General features: G+C 74.7%; 15 protein-coding genes. 12 read left to right on the top strand and 3 right to left on the bottom strand.

Annotated features, from left to right (window positions below; genetic code table 11):
* The first annotated feature begins 227 nt into the window (after positions 1-227).
* Entirely contained in the window at positions 228-1,307 is a 1,080-nt protein-coding gene (locus ACWDRR_RS39985; RefSeq protein WP_449777212.1) for a substrate-binding domain-containing protein, read from the top strand.
* 21 nt (positions 1,308-1,328) lie between these two features.
* Here ACWDRR_RS39985 and ACWDRR_RS39980 read toward each other — a convergent pair whose 3' ends face one another.
* Together ACWDRR_RS39980 and ACWDRR_RS39975 are read right to left on the bottom strand one after the other, a co-directional pair.
* Positions 1,329-2,111 carry a sugar phosphate isomerase/epimerase family protein gene (locus ACWDRR_RS39980; RefSeq protein WP_449777211.1) on the bottom strand — a complete coding sequence of 261 codons (783 nt, stop codon included), beginning with the start codon at positions 2,109-2,111 and terminating at the stop codon, positions 1,329-1,331.
* Between the two features lie 8 nt (positions 2,112-2,119).
* Complete coding sequence (locus ACWDRR_RS39975) at positions 2,120-4,042, bottom strand: DUF2264 domain-containing protein (protein ID WP_449777210.1); 1,923 nt, start codon at positions 4,040-4,042, stop codon at positions 2,120-2,122.
* Positions 4,043-4,378: 336 nt separating this feature from the next.
* Here ACWDRR_RS39975 and ACWDRR_RS39970 point away from each other — a divergent pair, with 336 nt between their 5' ends.
* The 8 genes from ACWDRR_RS39970 (at position 4,379) to ACWDRR_RS39935 (ending at position 13,088) form a co-directional block, all read left to right on the top strand.
* Entirely contained in the window at positions 4,379-5,719 is a 1,341-nt protein-coding gene (locus ACWDRR_RS39970; protein ID WP_449777209.1) for an ABC transporter substrate-binding protein, read from the top strand.
* Between the two features lie 110 nt (positions 5,720-5,829).
* Positions 5,830-6,693, top strand: a complete 864-nt coding sequence (locus ACWDRR_RS39965) for a carbohydrate ABC transporter permease (RefSeq protein ID WP_449777225.1) — start codon at positions 5,830-5,832, stop codon at positions 6,691-6,693.
* Positions 6,690-7,541, top strand: a complete 852-nt coding sequence (locus ACWDRR_RS39960) for a carbohydrate ABC transporter permease (protein WP_449777208.1) — start codon at positions 6,690-6,692, stop codon at positions 7,539-7,541. The genes ACWDRR_RS39965 and ACWDRR_RS39960 overlap by 4 nt, the downstream gene beginning before the upstream one ends.
* A 92-nt stretch (positions 7,542-7,633) precedes the next feature.
* Complete coding sequence (locus ACWDRR_RS39955; protein WP_449777224.1) at positions 7,634-8,614, top strand: hydroxyacid dehydrogenase; 981 nt, start codon at positions 7,634-7,636, stop codon at positions 8,612-8,614.
* A gap of 98 nt (positions 8,615-8,712) precedes the next feature.
* Complete coding sequence (locus tag ACWDRR_RS39950) at positions 8,713-9,903, top strand: Gfo/Idh/MocA family protein (protein WP_449777207.1); 1,191 nt, start codon at positions 8,713-8,715, stop codon at positions 9,901-9,903.
* Positions 9,900-11,048, top strand: a complete 1,149-nt coding sequence (locus ACWDRR_RS39945; protein ID WP_449777206.1) for a dihydrodipicolinate synthase family protein — start codon at positions 9,900-9,902, stop codon at positions 11,046-11,048. The genes ACWDRR_RS39950 and ACWDRR_RS39945 overlap by 4 nt, the downstream gene beginning before the upstream one ends.
* A gap of 118 nt (positions 11,049-11,166) precedes the next feature.
* A complete protein-coding gene (locus ACWDRR_RS39940) occupies positions 11,167-12,003 on the top strand; it encodes a sugar phosphate isomerase/epimerase family protein (RefSeq protein ID WP_449777205.1) in 837 nt (278 codons plus the stop codon).
* On the top strand, positions 12,000-13,088 hold the full coding sequence (locus tag ACWDRR_RS39935; RefSeq protein WP_449777204.1) for a glycerate kinase: 1,089 nt from the start codon (positions 12,000-12,002) through the stop codon (positions 13,086-13,088). The genes ACWDRR_RS39940 and ACWDRR_RS39935 overlap by 4 nt, the downstream gene beginning before the upstream one ends.
* 92 nt (positions 13,089-13,180) lie before the next feature.
* Here the strand turns inward: ACWDRR_RS39935 and ACWDRR_RS39930 are convergent, their stop codons facing one another.
* On the bottom strand, positions 13,181-14,959 hold the full coding sequence (locus tag ACWDRR_RS39930; protein WP_449777203.1) for a S8 family serine peptidase: 1,779 nt from the start codon (positions 14,957-14,959) through the stop codon (positions 13,181-13,183).
* 184 nt (positions 14,960-15,143) lie between these two features.
* On the opposite strand from ACWDRR_RS39930, the gene ACWDRR_RS39925 reads away from it, so the two are divergent.
* The 3 genes from ACWDRR_RS39925 to ACWDRR_RS39915 form a co-directional block, all read left to right on the top strand.
* Positions 15,144-16,094 (top strand): helix-turn-helix domain-containing protein, encoded by a 951-nt coding sequence (locus ACWDRR_RS39925; protein ID WP_449777202.1) that lies wholly within the window; start codon positions 15,144-15,146, stop codon positions 16,092-16,094.
* A 934-nt stretch (positions 16,095-17,028) separates the two neighbouring features.
* Entirely contained in the window at positions 17,029-17,751 is a 723-nt protein-coding gene (locus ACWDRR_RS39920; protein WP_449777201.1) for an AfsR/SARP family transcriptional regulator, read from the top strand.
* 404 nt (positions 17,752-18,155) lie between these two features.
* On the top strand, positions 18,156-21,782 hold a 3,627-nt coding region (locus ACWDRR_RS39915; RefSeq protein WP_449777200.1), incomplete at its 3' end, for a beta-ketoacyl synthase N-terminal-like domain-containing protein.

The raw sequence follows: 21,782 nt of genomic DNA, 5'->3' as shown, positions 1-21,782 counted from the left end.
TGGAGGTGGGGCCGCTCGGCGCGGCCGCGGCGGTTGCGCCCCGGCGTCGCTCCGGAGCGCCGGGCGGACGGGGCGTGATCGTCGATCGATCGCCGTGCCGCAACCCTAGGGGCAGATCGATCGGGCGGTCAATCAAACGGTATAGACCAGAGATCTTGATCAGATTTCGATCGAACGATACTGTTCGATCTACTGGACGAGGAAGCGAGCGCGGAAGGGCGGACAGGATGGCCACGTCTCAGGAAGAGCGCCGCAGGCTGATCATCACGGCGGTCGGCGACCTCGGTGGCCAGGTCCGGCTGAAGGACCTCGCCGACCGGCTGGGCATCCCCGCCGTCACCGTCCGGCGGGACGTCGCCGCGCTGGCGGACGCCGGACGGCTCAGCCGCTCCCACGGCTTCGTCTCGCTCGGCCGCCCCGGCACCGACCGGGGCCCGGACCCCGCCGGCGCCCCGGCACCGGGCCGCACCGTCGGCCTGCTGGTCCCGTCCGTGGGCTCGTACTTCGACGAGGTCATCTCCGGCGCCCGAACGGCCGCCACCGCCGCGGGCGCCCGGCTGGTCCTCGGCATCGCGCCGTACCGGGCCGACGACGACCGGGTCCAGGTGGAACGGCTGCTGGAGTCCGGCGCCGAGGGGCTGCTGCTCGCCCCGGGGCTGCTCCCCGGCCGGGCCTCCCGGGAGTCCGGGTGGCTCGACGACCTGCCGGTGCCCGCCGTCCTGGTGGAACGCGGCTCCCCCACCCCGGGCGGCGCCGGCTCCCGGCTCGACGCCGTCGGCTCGGACCACCGCCACGGCGTCCTGCGTGCCCTGCGGCACTTCGCCGGCCTCGGCCACCGCGCTGTGCTGCTCGCCGCCCGCAGCGACTCCTGGACGGCCGAGGAGGTCAGGGCCGGCTACCGGGAGGGCACCCGGCACCTCGGGCTCCGGCAGCTGCCCGTGCTGGACACGCTCTCGCCCGAGGGCGTCCCGACCGACACCGCCCTGCTGGCCGACCGGATCACCGGCGCCCTGGCGAACGGAACCCGGGCGGTCCTGGTCCACAACGACCAGGACGCGATCCGGCTGCCGCCCCTGCTGCGCGCACGCGGGCTCCGCGTCCCCGAGGACGTGGCGCTGATCGCCTACGACGACGTCTTCGCCGCGCTGGCGGCTCCGCCGCTGACGGCCGTCGCACCGCCCAAGCACGCGGTGGGCAGGGCCGCGTTCGACCTGCTGCTGCGACGCCTCGCCGGCGGCCCCGAGCTGCCCGTGCAGCGCACCGCGCTGCTGCCCACCCTGCGCGTCCGCACCTCGTGCGGCGGTTGACGCCCGGCGCGGGTCCGCCGGCTACCGACGCGGCAGCGTCGCCAGGTGGCGGGCCCCCGCGTCCAACTGAGGTGCCAGCGGGGCCGCCCCGGGGTGCCAGGGGGCCTCGTACTCCCAGGCGATCCAGCTGTCGCGGGGCAGCAGCCGCAGGCAGGGGCCGATCGGCAGCGCGCCCGCGCCGAGCGGCAGCGGGGTGAGGTCCTCGGCCGAGGCGACGTCCTTGACCTGCACGTAGCCCAGGTGCGCCGCCAGCACGCGCCGGGTCTCGGCGGGGGTCTCGCCCGCCAGCCAGGTGTGCAGGAGGTCCCAGAGCGCCCCGACCGAGGGGTGGCCGACCCGGTCGAGCACCCCGGCGAGGGCACCGGCCGACCGGTGCGAGTCGTGGGTCTCCACCAGGATCCGCACGCCCAGCGACCGGGCGTGGCCGGCCACCTCGCGGAGCCGGTGGACCGCCCTGGCGTCGGCCGCGGCGGCCGGGCCCGGCCCCCCGTGCGGGAAGACCCGCAGATGGCGGCAGCCCAGGTCGGCGGCGAGCCGGAGGTGGGCCAGCAGGTCCGCGACCACCGGCTCGTCCGGCCCCGGCGCCGCGACGCCGAGGTAGGAGGCGAGGGTCAGCGGCACGACTCCCGCGCGGGTGAACAGTCCGGCCGCCGCGCGCCGTTGCACCGGGGTCAGCTGGAGGCGGACCGGCTGGTCGGAGGCGCAGCGCAGTTCGAGGCCGTGCCAGCCGTGGTCGGCGGCCAGTCCGACGACCCGGTCGAGCGGGGTGCCGGGCAGTCCGAGGGTGGCGAGGGCGAGGGGCACGGCGGCCGCTACTCCTGCTCGTCGGCGCGGACCGAGCCGGCGCCGACGCGGATCCGCCCGGTCCTGCCGTCCGGCCAGGAGATCCGCAGCAGCCACGGGTCCCCCGGCTGTACGGCGAGGTCCACCGCGTCGAGCGGCGGCAGGCCGCCGGTCCCGGTCAGCCGGACCGCGCAGGCGAGCAGGGCGGGGCCGCCGGGGAGGACCCCGGTGAGGACCGGGACGGCCGCCTCGGGACCGAACGCGGTGCCGGCCGGCACCGCGGCGACCGAGGCCCCGGTGAAGCCGTGCAGGGAGCGGATCTCGCTGCCGAGGCGCCCGTCCGCGCGGCACGCCGCGCCGGGGCCCGTTTCGCGCCCGACGGCCTCGACGCGGTCGCCCGCGACGGCCCAGCCGCCCTGGCGGACCGGGGTGCCGTCCGCCGCGCCGGTGACCAGGTGGACGCGGACCTCGTCCGGACCGTGCGCGAGGGTCACCGAGGTGACGACGACCCCGGGCAGTTCGCGACCGCCGACCCGGGGGTGCGAGGTGGAGGCCGCCCAGTCGGCGCCGGCGGCCAGCGGGACGATCCGGCCGCGTTCGGTGGGCTCGCCGTCGATCAGCAGGGCGAGGTGGTTGTCGGCCGGGCCGTCGTGGGTGGGGCCGGTGGCGGTGGAGTGGGCGAGGCGGGCGTAGTGCGGGTTGTCCGGCTGGACCTGCCCGGCGGGCTGGTCGTCACTGCCGTGGTTGTGCAGCCGGACCAGGCCGTCGGCGGCGGTCGACTGGACCAGCCAGCCGGGCTGTTCGACGAGCCGCACGGTGTCCCGGACCTCGGACGGGGCCGGCCGCTCGGGCTCGGTCCAGACCGGGTGGTCGGGCGGCAGCAGCAGGCCGAGGAAGCCGCTGCCCGCCCAGTACGGCGAGGCGGGGCCCGAGTAGCGCTGGACCAGCCGCGGCTCCGGGCCGTGCCAGCCGAGGGTGAGCAGCCCCCGGTCGTCGACGGCGCCCCGGTCGAGGAAGTAGCGCAGGGCGCCGGAGGCGAGGCGGCGGGTGGTGCCGGGGCCGAGCGGGGTGCGGCCGGCGAGCGCTCCGGCCCACAGCGGTGCGGCGACGGCGAACCGGTAGGTGAGCGAGCGGCCCTGGTGGACGGGTGCGCCGTCGCCGCCGAACAGGTGGCCGTAGTCGGCGAGGTGGGCCGCGAGCCGGTCGCCGTACTCCGCGAGCAGGCCGCGGTCGCCGGCGAGGTGGGCGTGCAGGACGGGGTAGAGGTGCAGCGCCCAGCCGTTGTAGTGGTCGAACGCCCGGGGGCGGCCGTCGGTGTACCAGCCGTCGCCGAGGTACCACCGGTCGATCCGCTCCAGGCCGCGCCGGACGGCGGCGCGGGCCTCCGGCTCGGCGATGCCGGCCTCGGCGAGGAAGCCGCCGACGGAGAGCGGGAAGAGCCACCAGTTGTTGTCGTTGGGCTCGCGGCGCAGGGCGTCGGCCAGCCAGCGCCCGACCCGGGCGCGGACGGCGCCGTCGAGGCGGTCCCAGAGCCAGGGCCGGGTGAGGCGCAGCGCGAAGGCGATCGAGGCGGCCTCGACCATGGCCTGGCCGCGGTCGGTGATCAGCGGCCAGGAGTCGCGGTCCCCGTCGGCGAGGTCGCGTTCCCGGGTGGGGCGGCGGGTGCCGGCGTCGAGTCCGGCGGCGTAGTGCTCCAGCAGGCCGTGCGGGTCGTCGCCGCCGGCGCCGGCGATCCGCAGTGCCGCGGGGAGGAAGGTGCGGGCGTAGCCCTCCAGGGCGTCGGAGCGGCGGCCCGACCAGCTGGGGCGGGTGCCCGGCAGGTCGATCAGCGCGCGGCCGGGGCCGGCGTAGGGGCGGACGGAGGCGAGCAGGTCGTCGGCCGCCGCCTCCCAGTGCGCCCTGGTCCAGCCGGTGCAGGGGCTGAGGCGTCGGTCCTCCGGCGGCAGCGGCATGGCGGGTGTCCTTCCGAGGTCCGGGGGGTGGGTCCCTGGCCGGAATCTAAGGATCGACCGATCATTCGTCAAGGCTCATGGATCGAATGAACTTGTTGATCTGATTGTGACCTTGCCCGAGACACGCCGCCGCGGCCGAGGATTCCGCAGGTGGAGGCCGCAGAAGGGGTGTCACGGACGATCTGTCCATCTGATCGGATCGGATCATTCGATCCAGTTCTCTTGACTCCGATCGGCAACCTGCTCAGGATGACTGCCAGCTGCCCCCACCCCTCACGGGTCCGGAAGAGCACCGACCCTCCCGGACCCGCGCCCCTTCCCTCAAGGAGCCGTGCCATGCGCTCACTCGCCCCCTCCCGCCGCAGAGCCCTGCGCGCCGCCGCGGCCGCCACCGCCGCCGCGCTCGGCGTCACCCTCCTCGCCGCCTGCGGCAGCGACGCCGGCGCCCCGGCCGACGACGGCAAGCCCGTGACGCTCACCTTCTGGGGCTGGGCCAAGGGCACCAAGGAGGTCGTGGCCGCCTTCAACGCGAGCCACCCGAACATCCGGATCACCTTCGAGGAGATCCCCGCGGGCAACGCCGGCGGCTACGCGAAGCTCTCCAACGCCGTCAAGGCCGGCAACGCCCCCGACGTGTTCAACGTCGAGTACCCGCAGCTGCCCGACTTCGTCAGCCAGGGCGCCGTCCAGGACATCGGCAAACTGGTCGGGGCCGACCTGAAGGCCAAGTACCTGCCCCAGGCCACCGAGCTCACCTCGCTCGGCGGCCGGACCTGGGCCCTGCCGCTGGACGCCGCCCCGCAGGCGTTCTACTACCGCAAGGACCTCTTCGAGAAGGCCGGCATCACTCCGCCGAAGACCTGGGACGAGTTCCGAACCACCGCCCTGAAGCTGAAGACCGCCCAGCCCGACGCCCGCATCGCCACCTTCTTCCCCGACGACCCCACCACCTTCGAGGCGATGGCCTGGCAGAGCGGGGCACGCTGGTTCAGCACCGCCGACGACGCGTGGCGGGCCGACCTGACCGACGCCGGGACGAGGAAGGTCGCCGCGTACTGGCAGAGCCTGGTCGACGAGGACCTCGTCCGCGTCCAGCCCTCCTTCAGCCAGCAGTGGACCGCCTCCCTGCAGAAGGGCGAGACCGCCGGCTACCTCGGCGCCTCCTGGGGCGGCGGCGTCCTGAAGGCCAACCTCGGCACCACGCCCGGGGTCAACGGCACGTGGGCGGTCGCCCCGATGCCCACCTGGGACGGCAACCCCGCCGGCGGCATGCTCGGCGGCACCACCTTCGCCGTCTCCAAGGACAGCAAGAAGGCCAAGGCCGCCGTCGAGTTCGCCACCTGGGCCACCACCACCCCCGAGGGCTTCACGGCCCGCATCGCCTCCGGCACCTCCTCCGCCTACCCCGCCGCCACCGACCTCGTCCCCGTCGCGAAGCAGGCCTTCAACACCGACTTCTACGGCGGGCAGGACCTCTACGCCGTCTTCTCCGACGCCGCGAAGTCGATCCGGCCCGGCTGGACCTGGGGCCCCGTCATGGGCGTCACCAACGGCTACCTCAAGGACTCCTTCGGCAAGGTCGCCGGCAGGACCGGCACCATCGACGAGGCCCTGACCGGCGCCCAGCAGGCCACCCTCGCCGAGTTCAAGAACCGCGGGCTGAAGGTCGCGAAGTGACGACCGGCACCACCAGCACCGAGACCGTCCGCACCGAGGCCGCCCGCACCGCCACCACCGGGCGGCGCGGGCGGCCCGCCCGGCCCGGGCGGTACGGGGCGCCCGCCGTCCTGCTCGCCCCGTTCTTCGTGCTGTTCACGGCCTGCACGCTCGTCCCGATCGGCTACGCGGTCAAGCTCAGCCTGTTCACCGAACGCGGCTCCGGCCTCGGGTTCGGCGGCACCGAGAGCGTCTTCACCGGCCTCGGCAACTACACCCGGGCGCTGGGGGACACGGCGTTCCGCGACGGCTTCCTCACCATCGCCGAGTACTGCCTGCTCTACATCCCGCTGATGACCGGTCTGGCCCTGGTCCTGGCCCTGCTGCTCGACTCGGCCCTGACCCGCGCCAAGCGGTTCTTCCAGCTCGCCCTGTTCATCCCGCACGCCGTGCCCGGCATCATCGCCGCACTGATCTGGACGTACCTCTACACCCCGGGCATCAGCCCCGTGCTCGACGCCCTGGAAGCCCTCGGCACCCGGCCCGACCCGCTCGGGCACCCGCTCCCCGCCGTGGTCAACATGGCGCTCTGGCAGTGGACCGGCTACAACATGGTCATCTTCTACGCCGCGCTCCAGGCGATCCCGCGCGAGGTGCTGGAGGCCGCCGTCGTCGACGGCGCCGGACCGCTGCGCACCGCGGTCGGCATCAAGATCCCGCTCATCAAGCCCTCGCTCGCCATGGTCGGGCTGTTCACCGTCATCGGCTCGCTCCAGCTCTTCACCGAGCCGATGATCCTGCACGGCACCGCCCCCGGCGTGGTCTCCACCTGGACCCCGAACATGTACGCCTACACCGCCGCCTTCGAGCGGGGCGACTACGGGCTGGCCGCGGCCTCCTCCGTGCTGCTCGCCCTCGCCGCCGCCGGGCTCTCCCTCGTCGTCACCCGGGTGACCCGGTCCCGGTCCGAGCGCGCCCGGGAGGCCCGCCCGTGAACACCCACCGCCGCCCCTGGACCCTCTCCAGGGCCGCCGTCAACGGCGCCCTGCTGCTGGCCACCGCCTACACCCTGCTGCCGCTCGGCTGGCTGCTCACCGCGGCCGCCAAGAACACCGCCGACCTGCTCGGCGGGCGGTCCCTGAGCGCCGCCGGCTTCAACCTCGGGCAGAACCTCGGCGACCTCGCCACCACCGGCGACGGCATCTACTTCCGCTGGTACCTCAACTCCCTGCTGTACGCCGGGATCGGCTCCGTGCTGTGCGCCCTGGTCTGCGTGGCCGCCGGCTACGCCTTCCACGTCTACTCCTTCCCCGGCAAGGAGAAGCTGTTCGGCCTGGTCCTGCTCGGCGTGCTGGTCCCCACCACCGCGCTCGCCCTGCCGATGTACCTGCTCGCCTCCGAACTCGGCGTCGTCAACACCTTCTGGGCGGTCTTCGTGCCGTCCCTGGTCAACCCCTTCGGGGTCTACCTGGCGCGGGTGTTCTGCGCCGGGTACGTGCCCGGCGAGGTGCTGGAGGCCGCCCGGATGGACGGCGCCGGTGAGCTGCGCGCCTTCTGGTCGATCGGCCTGCGGATGGTGATGCCCGGCTTCGTCACCGTGCTGCTCTTCCAGTTCACCGCGATCTGGAACAACTTCTTCCTGCCGCTGGTGATGCTCTCCGACAACGAGCTGTTCCCGGTCAGCCTCGGCCTCTTCACCTGGAACGCCCAGACCAGGGCCTTCCCCGAGTACTACCCGCTGGTCGTCACCGGCGCGCTGCTCGCCGTCGTCCCGCTGATCCTCGCCTTCGTCCTCCTCCAGCGGCACTGGAAGGCCGGCCTCACCGCGGGGAGCGTCAAGTGAGCGACCCGCACGCCCCCGACCGGAAGGACCCCATGTCCGCACCGCGCCCCCTCGACGGCACGGTCGTCCACCGCCCGCGCGCCGTCCTCGCCATGCACCGCGACCTCGCCGGCCGGCTCATCGACGAGCACACCCTGGGCCGGCTCACCGCCCTCGCCGACCTCGACCCCGCCCTGGTCGTCGACGACTTCACCGCCCCCGGGGCCGCCGCCGTCCTCGCCGAGGCCGAGGTGATCGTCTCCAGCTGGGGCTGCCCGCCGCTCGACGACGCCGTGCTCGCCGCGGCCCCGCGCCTGCGGGCCGTCATCCACGCCGCCGGCTCGGTCAAGCACCACATCACCGACGCCTGCTGGCGGCGCGGCATCCAGGTCACCTCTGCCGCCTGGGCCAACGCCTTGCCGGTCGCCGAGTACACCGTCGCCGCCGTGCTCCTGGCCAACAAGCGGCTGCTGCGCATCCGCGAGGACTACCGGGACCGCCGCGCCCCGCACGACTGGCAGCGCGCCTACGCCGACGCCGGCAACTACCGGCGCACCGTCGGCATCGTCGGCGCCTCCCGGATCGGCCGCCGCGTCCTCGAACTGCTCCGCCCGCACGACCTCGACCTGCTGCTGCACGACCCGTACGTGGACGCCGCCGAGGCCGCCCGCCTCGGCGCCCGCCGGGTCGGGCTGGACGAGCTCTGCGCCGCCTCCGACGTCGTCAGCGTCCACGCCCCCGAACTCGCGGACACCCTCCACCTGATCGACCGGCGCCGCCTCGCGCTGATGCGCGACGGCGCCACCCTGATCAACACCGCCCGCGGCTCCCTCGTCGACCAGGACGCCCTGGTCCGCGAACTCGCCTCGGGCCGCCTCGACGCCGTCCTCGACGTCACCGTCCCCGAGGTCCTTCCCGCCGACTCCCCGCTCTACGACCTGCCCAACGTGGTGCTCACCCCCCACATCGCCGGCTCGCTCGGCGGGGAGCTGCACCGGATGGCCGCCGCCGCCGCGGACGAACTGGCCCGCTACACCGTCGGCCGGCCCTTCGCCCACCCCGTGCTCGCCGAGGACGTCCACCGCACCGCGTGAGCCGCCCGCCGCACCACCGCACCACTGCCGCCCGGCGCGCCGCCGCGCGCCCCACTCATCCCACGCATCCCATGCATCCCACGGATCGGAGAACTCCCATGCCCCGCAGAGTGACCGGCATCGTCATGAACGGTGTCACCGGCCGAATGGGCTACCGCCAGCACCTCGTCCGCTCGATCCTGGCCATCCGCGAGCAGGGCGGCCTGCCGCTCGGCGACGGCGAGGTCCTGTGGCCCGAACCGATCCTGGTCGGCCGCAGCGCCTACAAGCTCAAGGAGCTCGCCGACCGCCACGGGCTGGAGCACTGGACCACCTCGCTCGACGAGGCCCTCGCCCACCCGCTGGCCGAGATCTACTTCGACGCCCAGGTGACCACCGCCCGCGAGGCCGCACTGCGCACCGCGATCGCCGCCGGCAAGCACGTCTACACCGAGAAGCCGACCGCGGAGTCCCTCGACTCCGCGCTGGAGCTGGCCCGGCTCGCGACGGCCGCCGGCGTGTGCAACGGCGCCGTGCAGGACAAGCTGTTCCTCCCCGGCCTGCTCAAGCTCAAGCGCCTCGTGGACGGCGGCTTCTTCGGCCGGATCCTCTCCGTGCGCGGCGAGTTCGGCTACTGGGTCTTCGAGGGCGACTGGCAGGACGCCCAGCGCCCGTCCTGGAACTACCGGGCGGAGGACGGCGGCGGCATGGTCCTCGACATGTTCCCGCACTGGCGCTACGTGCTGGACAGCGTCATCGCGCCCGTCCGCTCCGTCTACGCGCACACCGCCACCCACATCCCGCGGCGCGTCGACGAGCGGGGCCGCCCCTACCCGGCGACCGCCGACGACGCCGCGTACGGCATCTTCGAGCTGGCGGGCGGCATCACCGCCCAGATCAACTCCTCCTGGGCGGTGCGCGTCGACCGCGACGAGCTGGTCGAGTTCCAGGTCGACGGCACCGAGGGCAGCGCCGTCGCCGGGCTGCGCAACTGCCGCTTCCAGCACCGCGCCGCCACCCCCAAGCCGGTCTGGAACCCCGACCTGCCGGCCACCGAGCCGTTCCGGGACCAGTGGCAGCAGGTGCCGGACAACGGCGGGTTCGACAACGGCTTCAAGGTGCAGTGGGAGCTGTTCCTGCGCCACGTGGCGACCGGCTCGGAGTACCGCTGGGACCTGCTCGAAGGAGCCAAGGGCGTCCAGCTCGCCGAACTGGGCCTGCGCTCCGCCCGCGAGGGACGCCGCCTCGACGTCCCCGACCTGACGCTCCCGCCCCGGGCCGCCTCCGAAGCGACGGCGTCGACGCGATGACCGAGATCGACCTGCCCGGCCACGGCCGTCACCGGATGTCCGAGCCGCTGCGCCTCCCGCCCGCCGCGACACCTCCGGCCTCCCGCGTCGCGTACGCCGCCGCCCACGTCGTCGCCGACCCGCTCGGCCACAACGCCCCCGGCGCACCCGCCGCCGTGGACTGGGACACCACCCTCGCCTTCCGCCGCCACCTGTGGTCCCTCGGCCTCGGTGTCGCCGACGCGATGGACACCGCCCAACGGGGCATGGGCCTCGACTGGCCCGCCACCCGCGAGCTGATCCGCCGCTCCGGCGCCGAGGCCCGGGCCGCCGGCGGACTGCTGGCCTGCGGCGCCGGCACCGACCAGCTGGACCCCGGGACCCACACCCTCGCCACGATCACCGCCGCCTACCAGGAGCAGCTCACCGTCGTCGAGGAGGCCGGCGCCCGACCGATCCTGATGGCCAGCCGCGCCCTCGCCCGCACCGCCCGGGGAGCCGACGACTACCTGCGCGTCTACGGCGACCTGATCGGCTCGTCCGCCCGCCCGGTGATCCTGCACTGGCTGGGCGAGATGTTCGACCCGGCCCTGGCCGGCTACTGGGGCTCCGGCGACCTCGACACGGCCACCGCCACCGTGCTGGCCCTGATCCGGGAGCACGCCGACCGGATCGACGGCATCAAGGTGTCCCTGCTGGACGCCGAGCGGGAGGTCGCGCTGCGCCGCGCGCTGCCCGCCGGGGTGCGGCTCTACACCGGCGACGACTTCCACTACCCGGAGCTCGTCCGCGGCGACGGGCTCGGCCACAGCGACGCCCTGCTGGGCGTGTTCGACCCCATCGCCCCGGTCGCCGCCGCCGCCCTGCGGGCCCTGGACGAGGGCGACCTCGACCGGTACGACGCGCTGTTCGCGCCGACCCTGCCGCTGGCCCGCCACCTGTTCGCCGCGCCGACCTTCCACTACAAGACCGGCGTCGTCTTCCTGGCCTGGCTGGCCGGGCACCAGGAGCACTTCACCATGGTCGGCGGCGCGCAGAGCGGCCGGTCCGTGCCCCACCTGGTCGAGCTCTTCCGGCTCGCCGACGCCGCCGGCGTCCTGCCCGACCCGGATCGCGCGGCCGACCGGATGCGGCGCCTCCTCGCCGTGGCCGCACCCCTCGGCTGAGGCGCCCCCCCGGGTGGCCGCCCGCCGCCGGGTGGGCGGCCACCCGCCGTTCCCGACCTCGCACTGCCGGACGGCCACCCGCCACCCCGGCCTCCCCGCCCGAAAGGACCCCGGCACCGTGACCGGACTGGACCGACTGTCGCTCAACCAGATCACCACCAAGCGGTGGAGCCTGCCGGAGGCCGTCCGGGGCTGCGTGGACGCCGGGATCCCGGCGATCGGCCTCTGGCGCGACAAGGTCGCCGAGACCGGCCTCGCCCGCTCCGCCAAGCTCTGCCGCGACGCCGGGCTCGCCGTCAGCACCCTGTGCCGCGGCGGCTTCCTCACCCCGGTCGAGCCCACCGCGCGGCGGGCCGCCCTCGCCGACAACCTCCGAGCGGTCGAGGAGGCCGCCGAACTCGGCACCGACACCCTGGTGATGGTCGTCGGAGGCCTTCCCGACGGCAGCCGCGACCTGCCCGGCGCCCGGCAGCGCGTCGCCGACATGATCGCCGAACTCGCCCCGCACGCGGGCGACCTCGGCGTACGACTGGCGATCGAACCGCTGCACCCGATGTTCTGCGCCGACCGCGCCGTGGTCTCCACCCTCGCCCAGGCCCTCGACCTCGCCGCACCCCACCCCGCCACCCAGGTCGGCGTCGTCGTCGACAGCTACCACGTCTGGTGGGACCCGGACCTGCCCGCGCAGATCGCCCGGGCCGGCCGGACCGGGCGCCTCGCCTCCTACCAGGTCTGCGACTGGACCCTGCCGCTGCCCACCGACGCCCTGCTCGGCCGCGGCCACGTCGGCGACGGCCACATCGACTTCCGCACCCTCACCGACCTGGTCACCGTCGCCGGCTACACCGGCTGGATCGAGGTCGAGATCTTCAACGAGCGGATCTGGGACACCCCCGGCGAACAGACCCTGCGCACCCTGACCGAACGCCACCTCGCCCATGTGGCCGCGCCGTGAGGGTCGTCCTCGCACCCGACTCCTTCAAGGGCACCGCCACCGCCGCCGAGGCCGCCCGGGCCCTGGCCGACGGCTGGCACTCCGTTCGGCCCGCCGACGACCTCCTGCCGCTGCCGATGGCCGACGGCGGCGAGGGCACCCTCGACGCGATCGCCGCCGCGTACCCGGGGGCCACCGTGCACGAGGTCCCCAACTGCACCGGACCGGACGGCGGGCCGGTGACCGGGCGCTACGCCCTCCTCCCGGACGGCACCGCCCTCGTCGAACTCGCCACCGCCAGCGGCCTGCCGCTGGTGGAAGGGCGCGAGGCCCCGCTCACCGCCACCACCCGCGGCACCGGCGAGACGATCGCCGCCGCGCTCGACGCCGGAGCGCGTGCCCTGACCGTCGCCCTCGGCGGCTCCGCCTCCACCGACGGCGGCGCCGGCCTCCTCGCGGCCCTCGGCCTACGGGTCCTGGACGGCTCGGGCGCGGTGCTCCCCGACGGCGGCGGCCCGCTCGTCAGCGCCGGAGCCGTCGACCGCCGCGCCCTGCGACCCGCCCCGGCGGGCGGGGTCCGGCTGCTCACCGACGTCACCAACCCCCTGCTCGGCCCCGCCGGCGCCGCGGCCGTCTACGGGCCGCAGAAGGGCGCCGGACCCGCCGAGGCCGCCCTGCTGGAACGCGGCCTGCGCCGCTTCGCCGGGCTGCTCGGCGGCGACCCGGACCAGCCGGGTGCGGGTGCCGCCGGCGGCACCGCCTACGGCCTGGCCGCCGCCTGGGGCGCCCGCATCACCCCCGGCGCCGCCGCCGTCGCCGACCTGCTCGGGCTGGACCGGGCCCTCGCCGGGGCCGACCTCGTCGTCACCGGCGAGGGCCGCTTCGACGCCACCAGCCTGCTCGGCAAGGCGGTCGGCGAGGTGATCGCCCGGGCGGAACGCGCCGCCGTACCGGTCCGGGTGGTCGCCGGCGACTCCGCCGACGGGCGGGCGCTCACCCTGGTCTCGCTGGCCGGGGGCGGCGGCGATGCGCAGCGGCGGGCCGTCCACTGGCTGTTCCGGGCCGGGGCCCGGCTGGCCCGCTCGGTCGGGCCGGCGGCCGGCTGAACGGCCCCGGCCGGGCACCGCGCCGCCGCCGTGGGAACGGCGGTGCGGTGCCCGGCCCGGCCCCGGCCCGGAACGACCGGTGGACGTCGGTGTCAGGACGCCGAGCAGATGGTGAGGTAGGGCTGCTTGGTGCAGCTGATCGTCGCGGTCGACGAGGCGGTGGCGCCCCGCTTGTCCGTGACGGTCAGCCTGGCCGTGTAGACGGCGGTCGCGGCCGGGTAGGTGTGGCCGGGCTTCAGTTCGGTGCCGGTGGTGCCGTCACCGAAGTCCCACCGGTACGAGGCGATCGCGCCGTCGGGGTCGTAGGACTCGCTGGCATCGAAGCCGCACCACCCGCCGGCGGTGCAGAAGCGGGTGAAGGACGCGACCGGCTTCTCGTTGAACGCCGGGTCGGTGGCACGGACGTACGCGCTGTTGCGGCTGGTGCGACCGGAGTCGTCGGTGACGGTCAGCTTGACCTGGTAGACGCCGTAGGCGCGGTAGGAGTGGACGGGCTTGACCCCGGTGCCGGTGGTGCCGTCACCGAAGTCCCAGCTGTAGGTGAGGCCGCTGCCGCTGGTGAGTGACGCGTCGAGGGTGCACTTGCGGCCGCTGTCGTCGCAGCCGGCCACGAAGGTGGCGTCCGGTCCGGCGGTGCCGCCGGCCGGGAAGACCGCGGTGTTGCCGAGATCGAGGAGGGGTTCCTTGACGCCGTCGCCCGAGGTGTCGGTCCAGGCCGTGCTCCCCGCGTTGACGATGCGGTCGCGGACGGCGAGGACCCCGGCGCGGTTGGTGGGCTTGTTGGCGCCGCGGGTCAGCCAGGCGGCGGCTCCGGCGACGTGCGGGGCCGCCTGGGAGGTGCCGCTGTAGTTGGAGTAGCCGCCGTTCCGGAACGCGGACTGGATGCAGTCGCCGGGGGCCGCGATGTCCACGCCCCGGCCGAAGTTGCTGTAGTCCGAGAGGGTGTCGTCCTTGTTGCGGTTGTTCTTGTTGCACCAGGCGAAGTTGCCGAGGCCGCCCGGCTTGCCGTCGGCGTCGCTCAGTGAGGAGACCGTGATGGCGTCCGGCACGTTCGCCGGGCTCTGGTTCGCGACGTCCCGGTGGTCGTTGCCCGCCGAGACCACCACCACGATCCCCTTGGATATCGCCCGGTTCACGGCGTCGACGACGGACTGCTCGGTGCCGTCGAAGCCGAGGCTGAGGTTGGCCACCTCGATCTCCCCGGCGTGCGCCGTCACCCAGTCGATCCCGTTGACGATCTCCTCGGTGGTTCCCTCGCCCTTGCTGTTGAGCGACTTGACCGACCAGATGCGGGCGCCCGGGGCGACGCCGACGTAGCCGATGCCGTTGTCCAGGCCGCCGATGATGCCGGCCACGTTGCTGCCGTGCCCGTCGTCGTCGACCCCGGCGTTCTCCACGCACGAGGTGACGCCCACGCAGTTCACCCGGCGGACCACGTTCAGGTCGGGGTGGTAGTAGTCGCTGCCCGAGTCGATGACGGCGACGTCCACGTCGACGCGCTGGTCGAGTCCGTCACCGACCTTCAGACCGGCGTTGGCCGGGGCCTGGATCCGGCTGGCGCCGTTGGGGGTGGCCTGACCGTGCGCGTGGGCGATCGCCGACGCCTCGACGTACTTGACGGCGGGGTCGGCGCGCAGCGCCTGGACGGCGGAGGGCGTCAGGTCGGCCGAGAAGCCGCTGAGCGCCGACCGGTAGACCGACCGGACCTCGGCGCCGGGAACGCCGTGGGCGACCGCGGTGGGGTCGGTCGCCGCGTCGTCCCGGAGCACCACGAGGTAACCGGAGGAGGGCTCCTCCGCCGAGGCCGGGCCGACCCCTGTTCCTGCCACCGCGGCCAGCACGAGGCCGGCGAGAATTGCGGCGCGCTTCATTCTTCCTCCATGTGGGGGTGGTGAGTTGACGAGAAGGCTAGAGCCGAAAGACGCAATCCGACCCACCGGTTTGCCGCCACTGTCGGGAACCCGTCAACGCCCCTCCCCCGTCGCACCGGGCCTACGATGCTCCCTCGACGGTCCGCGGCCGATGCCGGACCACCGGATACCGAGGAGGCCGACCGTGCTGGACGCGCTCGGAATCTCGCCGCAGGAGGAGACGCTCTACCGGGCCCTGCTGCGGCGCCCCGATCCGACCCTGGCCGAACTCGCGGAGGCCCTCGGGACCGAACCCGCCCGCCTCCGACGACAGCTCAGGGAGCTGGAGGCCAAGGGGCTGGTGACCCGCTCCCCCACCCGACCGCTCCGCTTCCGCCCGGCTCCCCCGGAACTCGCGCTCGAAGTACTGGCGTTGAGCCTGCACCAACGGATCGACCGGGCGCGGCTCGCGGCGGTCGGGCTCACCGACCTCTGGCGCAGCGGCCGCGGCGACGAGCAGCCGGTGCAGATCGTGCAGGGCCGAGAGGCCACCACGCAGCACTTCGAACAGGTCCAGCAGTCGACCCGGGAGGAGGTGCTGATCCTCGACATGCCGCCGTACGTCGAGGAGGGCATCTCCACTCAGACCGACGTCCAGCTCGGCCTCATGGCCAGCGGGGTGACGTACCGCACGGTCTACGACCGCACCGCGCTGGCCGAGCCCGAACAGGTCGCCCTCGCACGGCGGTTGACACAGAGGGGAGAACGGGCCCGGGTGGTCGACGGGCTGCCGATGAAGCTGCTGATCGCCGACCGGAGCACCGCCCTCGTCCCCTTCGTCCTGGCCGGGGAACGCCAGACCGTCGTCCTGCGGAGCTCCCCGCTGCTCGACGGCCTGATCGCCCTGTTCGAGTCGCTGTGGGAGCGCGGCACCCCGCTGTGGGGGAAGGGGCGGGCGGCCGACGAGCTCAGCGCGCAGGACGTCCAGCTCCTGGGCTACGCCGCCGCCGGCTACACCGACGAGATCATCGCCCGCAAGGTGGGGGTGAACAAGCGGACCATCGAGCGCCGGATGCGCCGGTTGATGGACGCCCTCGGCGCCCGGACACGATTCCAGGCGGGGCTGCAGGCCGCCCGGCGCGGCCTGCTCGGCTGACGCCCCTTCGGCGCCCCTCGTCCGGGCCACCGCCCCGGCGAGGGCCCGGCGACCCCGTCAGCGCCGGGCGGGCCGGTGAGGGCCGGTGCCGCACAGGCCGCTGCCGCACAGGCCGGGGCCGCGAGTACCAACTGCTCTTCCAGCAAAGATCATTGGTACACCCGACGGCTATTCACCGACCCGATCATGCGGCAGCGAAAGAGTCCTGACGATCATTCGACCGGTCGTGGACCGCCGGAGCCGATCATAGCAATCATCCGCAGGGACCCCGCCGGGCCCGAGACACCCGCCGCCGCCGGGCCGGTCCGGTCAATGCGAGGTGGCAAGAACCGGACACGGCCGAAAATGACCGGGAACGCCCCGCTACGGGCGTGCGCCCGGGCGAGGGAATTCGGCCGAATCCGGCGGCCGGGCGGCAATCCGGGCGCGGTGCGACTCCCCGGTTCCACCGCCGCCGCACCGGATCACGGTCCGGCGCCCGGCACCAGGGCCGAACCCGCAGACCTCGACCCGCTGATGTGCAATCTTCAAGGATTCACCGTCTTTCGGAGGGGTGAAATCACGCCAGGTCGACGGCCTGCCGACCGGCACGAACGGTCCAGGTCGGAACGGTCCGGGTCGGGACCGCCCGGACCGGGACGGTCGACCGCAATACCCGCGAAGGGACTTCCGAAACATCGACCTGACTGCACGTCAGTGCGCCATACCAAGTCGGACGCCACCGATCCAGACCTTTCTTCAGGAGGATTTGGAAGTACTCTGTCATCTAACCGCGCGAGAACCTGTTCGACCCCTTGGGGCCATTCCCGGAACCGGGGTGATTCCTCCGCGCGGTCGACGATGTTTCTTCGGTACGGGGGTGACTTGTGGCGGAGGGTCACGCATGAATTTCAGGGTTCTTGGCCCACTGGCAGTCCAGGCCGGAGGAATCCCCGTGAATCCGGGGTCGGCCCGGCAGCGGGCGGTATTGTCCGCCCTGCTGCTGACGCCCGGTCAGCCGGTGACGGTGGAACAGCTCACCGAGGCCGTCTGGCCGCGGAACCCGCCGAACGACGTCATGGCGAATCTGCACAGCTACGTGTCCAACCTCCGGCGGCTGCTGGAGCCGAACCGGCCGCCCCGGAGCCGGAACACCGTCCTGCGGCGCGAACCGAACGGCTACGTCCTGGCGGTGGAGGCCGACAGCATCGACGCCGTCCGCTTCGAGCGGATGCTGCACGAGGGCCGGCGGCTGCTCCAGGCCGGGATGCACCGGATGGCGAGCCGGGCCCTGGAGGACGGGCTGGCGCTGTGGCGCGGGCCCGCCTACCCGGAGGTGAGCGACTACGCGCTCGGGGCGCAGACGGCCTCGCGGTTCGAGGAGTTGCGACTACTGGCCCTGGAGAGCCTGTGGGACGCCACACTGGCCCAGGAGTGCGACTTCTCCGCGCTCGCCGCCGAACTGCCCGCGCTCGCCACCCGGTTCCCGACCCGGGAGCGGTTCAGCTGGCTGCTGATGAAGGCCCTGTACCGCTCGGGCCGGCGCGCCGACGCGATCGACGCCTACCACCGCACCCGCCGGACCCTGGCCGAGGAGTACGGCGTCGACCCCGGCACCGAGCTGCAGGAGCTGTTCGGCACGATCCTGCGCGGGGACCCGATCGCCGACTGCGCCTGAGCGGCCGGCAGACGCCTTCCCGCGCAAAGGGCCGGGCGACCGGCGGGCCTTCACGCCCGCCGGCCGCCCGGCCTTTTGCCTGCCCTTGACATTGGCATGCTCATGGCTTAGCAGCTGCCCGGCGGGGTCGCCGGCAGACCGTTCGCCGTCGAATCCCCGCAGGTCGGATCCGGCTTCCAAAGCCGGTTCAAGTCACCTCCGAGTCGGCTCCAAGTTGCAGCCAAGACGGCCCTGGCAAGGTGCTGACGACAGGCAGGAAGATCAACACCGGGCAGGCCCGGACCGTCCCGCCGGGCCCGGGCAAGCACGACCGAAGGACACCCGGCCGCGAACCGCCGGCGTCACGGCGGTCGCGGACCACGCGCCAACACCTGTACCGGCCGACCGGGCGGGAAGTCGAGACGATGAGGAAAGCCGAGTTCGCCGTGCCCCAGACGAGTTGTGAAGACGACACGGTCGCCGTCGTCGGACTGTCCTGCCCGGCGCCCGGCCACCACGACGACCGCGGCCACGACGGCCCGGACGGCGGCGCCGCGTTCTTCCGGGTCCCCGCCGAGCGGGCAGCCGGGCTCGGCCCCGCCGACTGGGCCGTGCTGGAACTCGGCTGGACCGCCCTGGAGGACGCCGGGATCGTCCCCGCCTCACTGGGCGGGGGCCGGACGGGCGTCTTCCTCACCGCGTCCCCCCGGGGCGGTGCCGCGGAGCACCTCGCCGCCGCCCTGGACCTCCACGGCCCGCGGGTCACCCTCGAACCGTCGGCATCCGCCGCCCGGGACGCCGTCGCCCTGGCCGCGGCGAGCCTGCGCCGCGGGGAGTGCGACCTCGCCCTCGCCGGCGACGCCGACACGGTCCTCGCGGTGCTCCGGCCGCTGCCGGAGGCCCGCCGCGGCGGGGAACGGATCCACGGCGTGCTCGGCGGCCGTCGGCCTGCGGACGGCGCCGAGGACGGCACCGGTCCGCTCGCCCTGGTCGGCGCGCTCCCGGTGGGCCCCGCCGAACCGGCCGCGGCCGCCGAAGCCGCGGGGGCACCCCCCGCCGCCCCGCGCCCCCTGACGACCGCGTTCACGCCGCTGCTCCTCTCCGCCCGCAGCGCCGCCGGCCTGCGGGCCCAGGCCCGGGTGCTCCAGGAGCGCTTCGAGTCGGACCCGGAGCTCCGGCTCACCGACGCCGGCCTCTCCCTGGCCACCACCCGCACCGCCTTCGAGCAGCGCACCGTCCTGGTCGCCGACGGCCGCGAGAACGCCCTGAAGGGCCTGCGCGCCGTCGCCGAGGACGGGTTCGGCCCGCTGCTGGTCCGCGGCACCGCGGGCACCGGAACGGGCCCGGTCTTCGTCTTCCCCGGCCAGGGCACCCAGTGGCCCGGCATGGCGCTCGGCCTGCTGGAGTCCTCCGAGGTGTTCCGGGAGCACCTCCGGGCCTGCGCCGACGCGCTCGAACCGCACGTCCCGTGGTCCCTGACCGACGTCCTGCGCGGGGCGCCGGGCGCCCCCGCCCCGGTCGCGGTGGACGTCGTCCAGCCCGTCCTGTTCGCCGTCATGGTCTCCCTCGCGGCCCTCTGGCGCGCCTGCGGCGTGGAGCCCGCCGCCGTGGTCGGCGCCAGCCTCGGCGAGATCGCGGCCGCCCACGTGGCCGGTGCGCTCGACCTGGACGAGGCCGCCGAGGTGGTGACGCGGTGGAGCCGGGCGCAGGCCGAGGCGGCCGGCGAGGGCGACCTGGCCTCGGCCCTGCTGCCCCGCGAGCAGCTGGCGCCCCGGCTGGCCCGGTGGCGGGGCCGGCTCGACATCGCCGGCACCAACGGCCCGCGCTCCGCCCTGTTCTCCGGCGACCGGGAGGCCGTGGACGAACTGCTCGCCGAGCTGGCCGCCGAGGGCGTCCGGGCGAGGAGGCTGAGCAACGGGCTCGCCGCGCACTTCTCCGGGCTGCGCCTGGACCGCGACCGGCTGCTCGCCGGCCTCGCACACATCCGGCCGCGCACCTCGGCCGTCCCGTTCTACTCCTCGGCCACCGGCGGGCTGCTGGACACCGCCGCGCTGGACGGCGCGTACTGGATCCGGAACATCACCGGCGAGATCCGGTTCGAGGACGCCACCCGCGCGCTGCTCTCCGACGGCCACCGGACCTTCCTGGAGGTCGCCCCCCACCCCGACCTGCTCGGGGGGCTCCAGGAGACGCTGGACGACGCCGGTCCGACGGAGCGGGCCGCCGTCATCGGCACCCTCCGGCGTGACCAGGGCGGACCGGACCGGTTCCTGACCTCCCTCGCGGAGCTGCACGTCCGGGGGACGGCCGTGGACTGGGCCGCCGTGCTCGGCGGCGCGGACGCGCGACGGGTCCCGCTGCCGACGTACCCGTTCCGCGCCGCGAAGCCGGCCTCCGGGCGGTCGGACGCCGAACAGCACCGGTGGGTCCGGGAGCTGGTCCGCGCGGAGATCGCGGCGCTGCGCGGCCCGGGGGCGGCGGCCGAGGCCGCCGCGGACCGGCCGTTCCGCGATCTCGGCGTCGACTCGGCCACGGCGGTCGAGCTGCGCAACCGGCTGATGGCGGCGACCGGCCTGCGGCTGCCGCTGACCCTGCTCTTCGACCACCCGACGCCCGAGGCCCTCGGCCGGTACCTGCTCGCCGAGCTGGGCGGCGGGGCGGGCTCCGCACCGGAGGAGCCCGCGTCGGAACCGCCGGCGACGGCCGCCGAGGCGGACCCGATCGCGATCGTCGCGATGGCGTGCCGCTTCCCCGGCGAGGTCCGCAGCCCCGAGGACCTGTGGCGGCTGGTCGCGGACGGGCGGGACGCCGTCTCGCCGTTCCCCGGGAACCGCGGCTGGGACGTGGCCTCGCTGTACGACCCCGACCCGGCCCGCTCCGGGCACAGCTACGCCCGCGAGGGCGGCTTCCTGCACGACGCGGACCGCTTCGACGCCGCGTTCTTCGGCATCAGCCCGCGCGAGGCGCTGGCGATGGACCCGCAGCAGCGGCTGCTGCTGGAGACCTCCTGGGAGGCCTTCGAGCGGGCCGGCATCGACCCGTCCTCGGTGCGCGGCTCGCGCACCGGCGTCTACGTCGGTGCGATGACGCAGGACTACGGCGTCCGCATGCACGAGGCGGGCGCGGGCGTCGAGGGCCACGTCCTGACCGGTACGACCGTGAGCGTCCTCTCCGGCCGGCTGTCGTACGTGCTCGGGCTGGAGGGGCCGGCGATCACCGTCGACACCGCGTGCTCGTCCTCGCTGGTCGCCCTGCACCTCGCCGTCCGGGCGCTGCGCAACGGCGAGTGCACGATGGCCGTCGCCGGCGGGGCGGCGGTGATGGCCTCACCGGGCATGTTCGTCGAGTTCAGCCGCCAGCGCGGCCTGGCGCCCGACGGGCGCTGCAAGGCCTTCGCCGCCGCCGCGGACGGTACCGCGTGGGGCGAGGGCGTCGGCGTCCTGCTGCTGGAGCGGCTGTCGGACGCTCAGCGCAACGGGCACCGGGTGCTGGCCGTGGTGCGCGGCTCGGCCGTCAACCAGGACGGCGCCTCCAACGGGCTGTCGGCGCCGAACGGCCCCTCGCAGCAGCGGGTGATCCGTCAGGCCCTCGCCGACGCCCGGCTGTCGGCGGCGGACGTGGACGCGGTGGAGGCGCACGGGACGGGCACCCGGCTCGGGGACCCGATCGAGGCGCAGGCCCTGCTGGCCACCTACGGGCAGCGGCGCGACGCCGAACAGCCGCTCTGGCTCGGGTCGTTGAAGTCCAACATCGGCCACACCCAGGCCGCCGCCGGAGTGGGCGGCGTGATCAAGATGGTGCTGGCGATGCAGCACGGCGTGCTGCCCGCCACCCTGCACGTCGACGAACCGACCAGCCACGTCGACTGGACCGCCGGCGCGGTCGAACTGCTCACCGAGCAGCGCGACTGGCCGGCCGGCGAGCGCGCCCGACGCGCCGCCGTCTCCTCCTTCGGCATCAGCGGGACCAACGCCCACGTCATCCTGGAGCAGGCGCCGACCCGGGAGCCGGCGGACGGACCGGCGGACGGACCGGAGGCGGCGGGCGGCGTG

Source organism: Kitasatospora sp. NPDC003701, assembly GCF_053587085.1.
The sequence above is the reverse complement of the archived record's forward strand: the minus strand, read 5'-3'. Positions and strand labels throughout refer to the sequence as shown.

What these genes read in the sequence shown, in the direction of transcription:
- ACWDRR_RS39955 (WP_449777224.1), top strand. Translation starts at nt 7,634, where the DNA reads ATGCACCGCGACCTCGCCGGCCGGCTCATCGACGAGCACACCCTGGGC.
- ACWDRR_RS39950 (WP_449777207.1), top strand. Translation starts at nt 8,713, where the DNA reads ATGCCCCGCAGAGTGACCGGCATCGTCATGAACGGTGTCACCGGCCGA.
- ACWDRR_RS39970 (WP_449777209.1), top strand. Translation starts at nt 4,379, where the DNA reads ATGCGCTCACTCGCCCCCTCCCGCCGCAGAGCCCTGCGCGCCGCCGCG.
- ACWDRR_RS39930 (WP_449777203.1), bottom strand. Translation starts at nt 14,959, where the DNA reads ATGAAGCGCGCCGCAATTCTCGCCGGCCTCGTGCTGGCCGCGGTGGCA.
- ACWDRR_RS39975 (WP_449777210.1), bottom strand. Translation starts at nt 4,042, where the DNA reads ATGCCGCTGCCGCCGGAGGACCGACGCCTCAGCCCCTGCACCGGCTGG.
- ACWDRR_RS39985 (WP_449777212.1), top strand. Translation starts at nt 228, where the DNA reads ATGGCCACGTCTCAGGAAGAGCGCCGCAGGCTGATCATCACGGCGGTC.
- ACWDRR_RS39945 (WP_449777206.1), top strand. Translation starts at nt 9,900, where the DNA reads ATGACCGAGATCGACCTGCCCGGCCACGGCCGTCACCGGATGTCCGAG.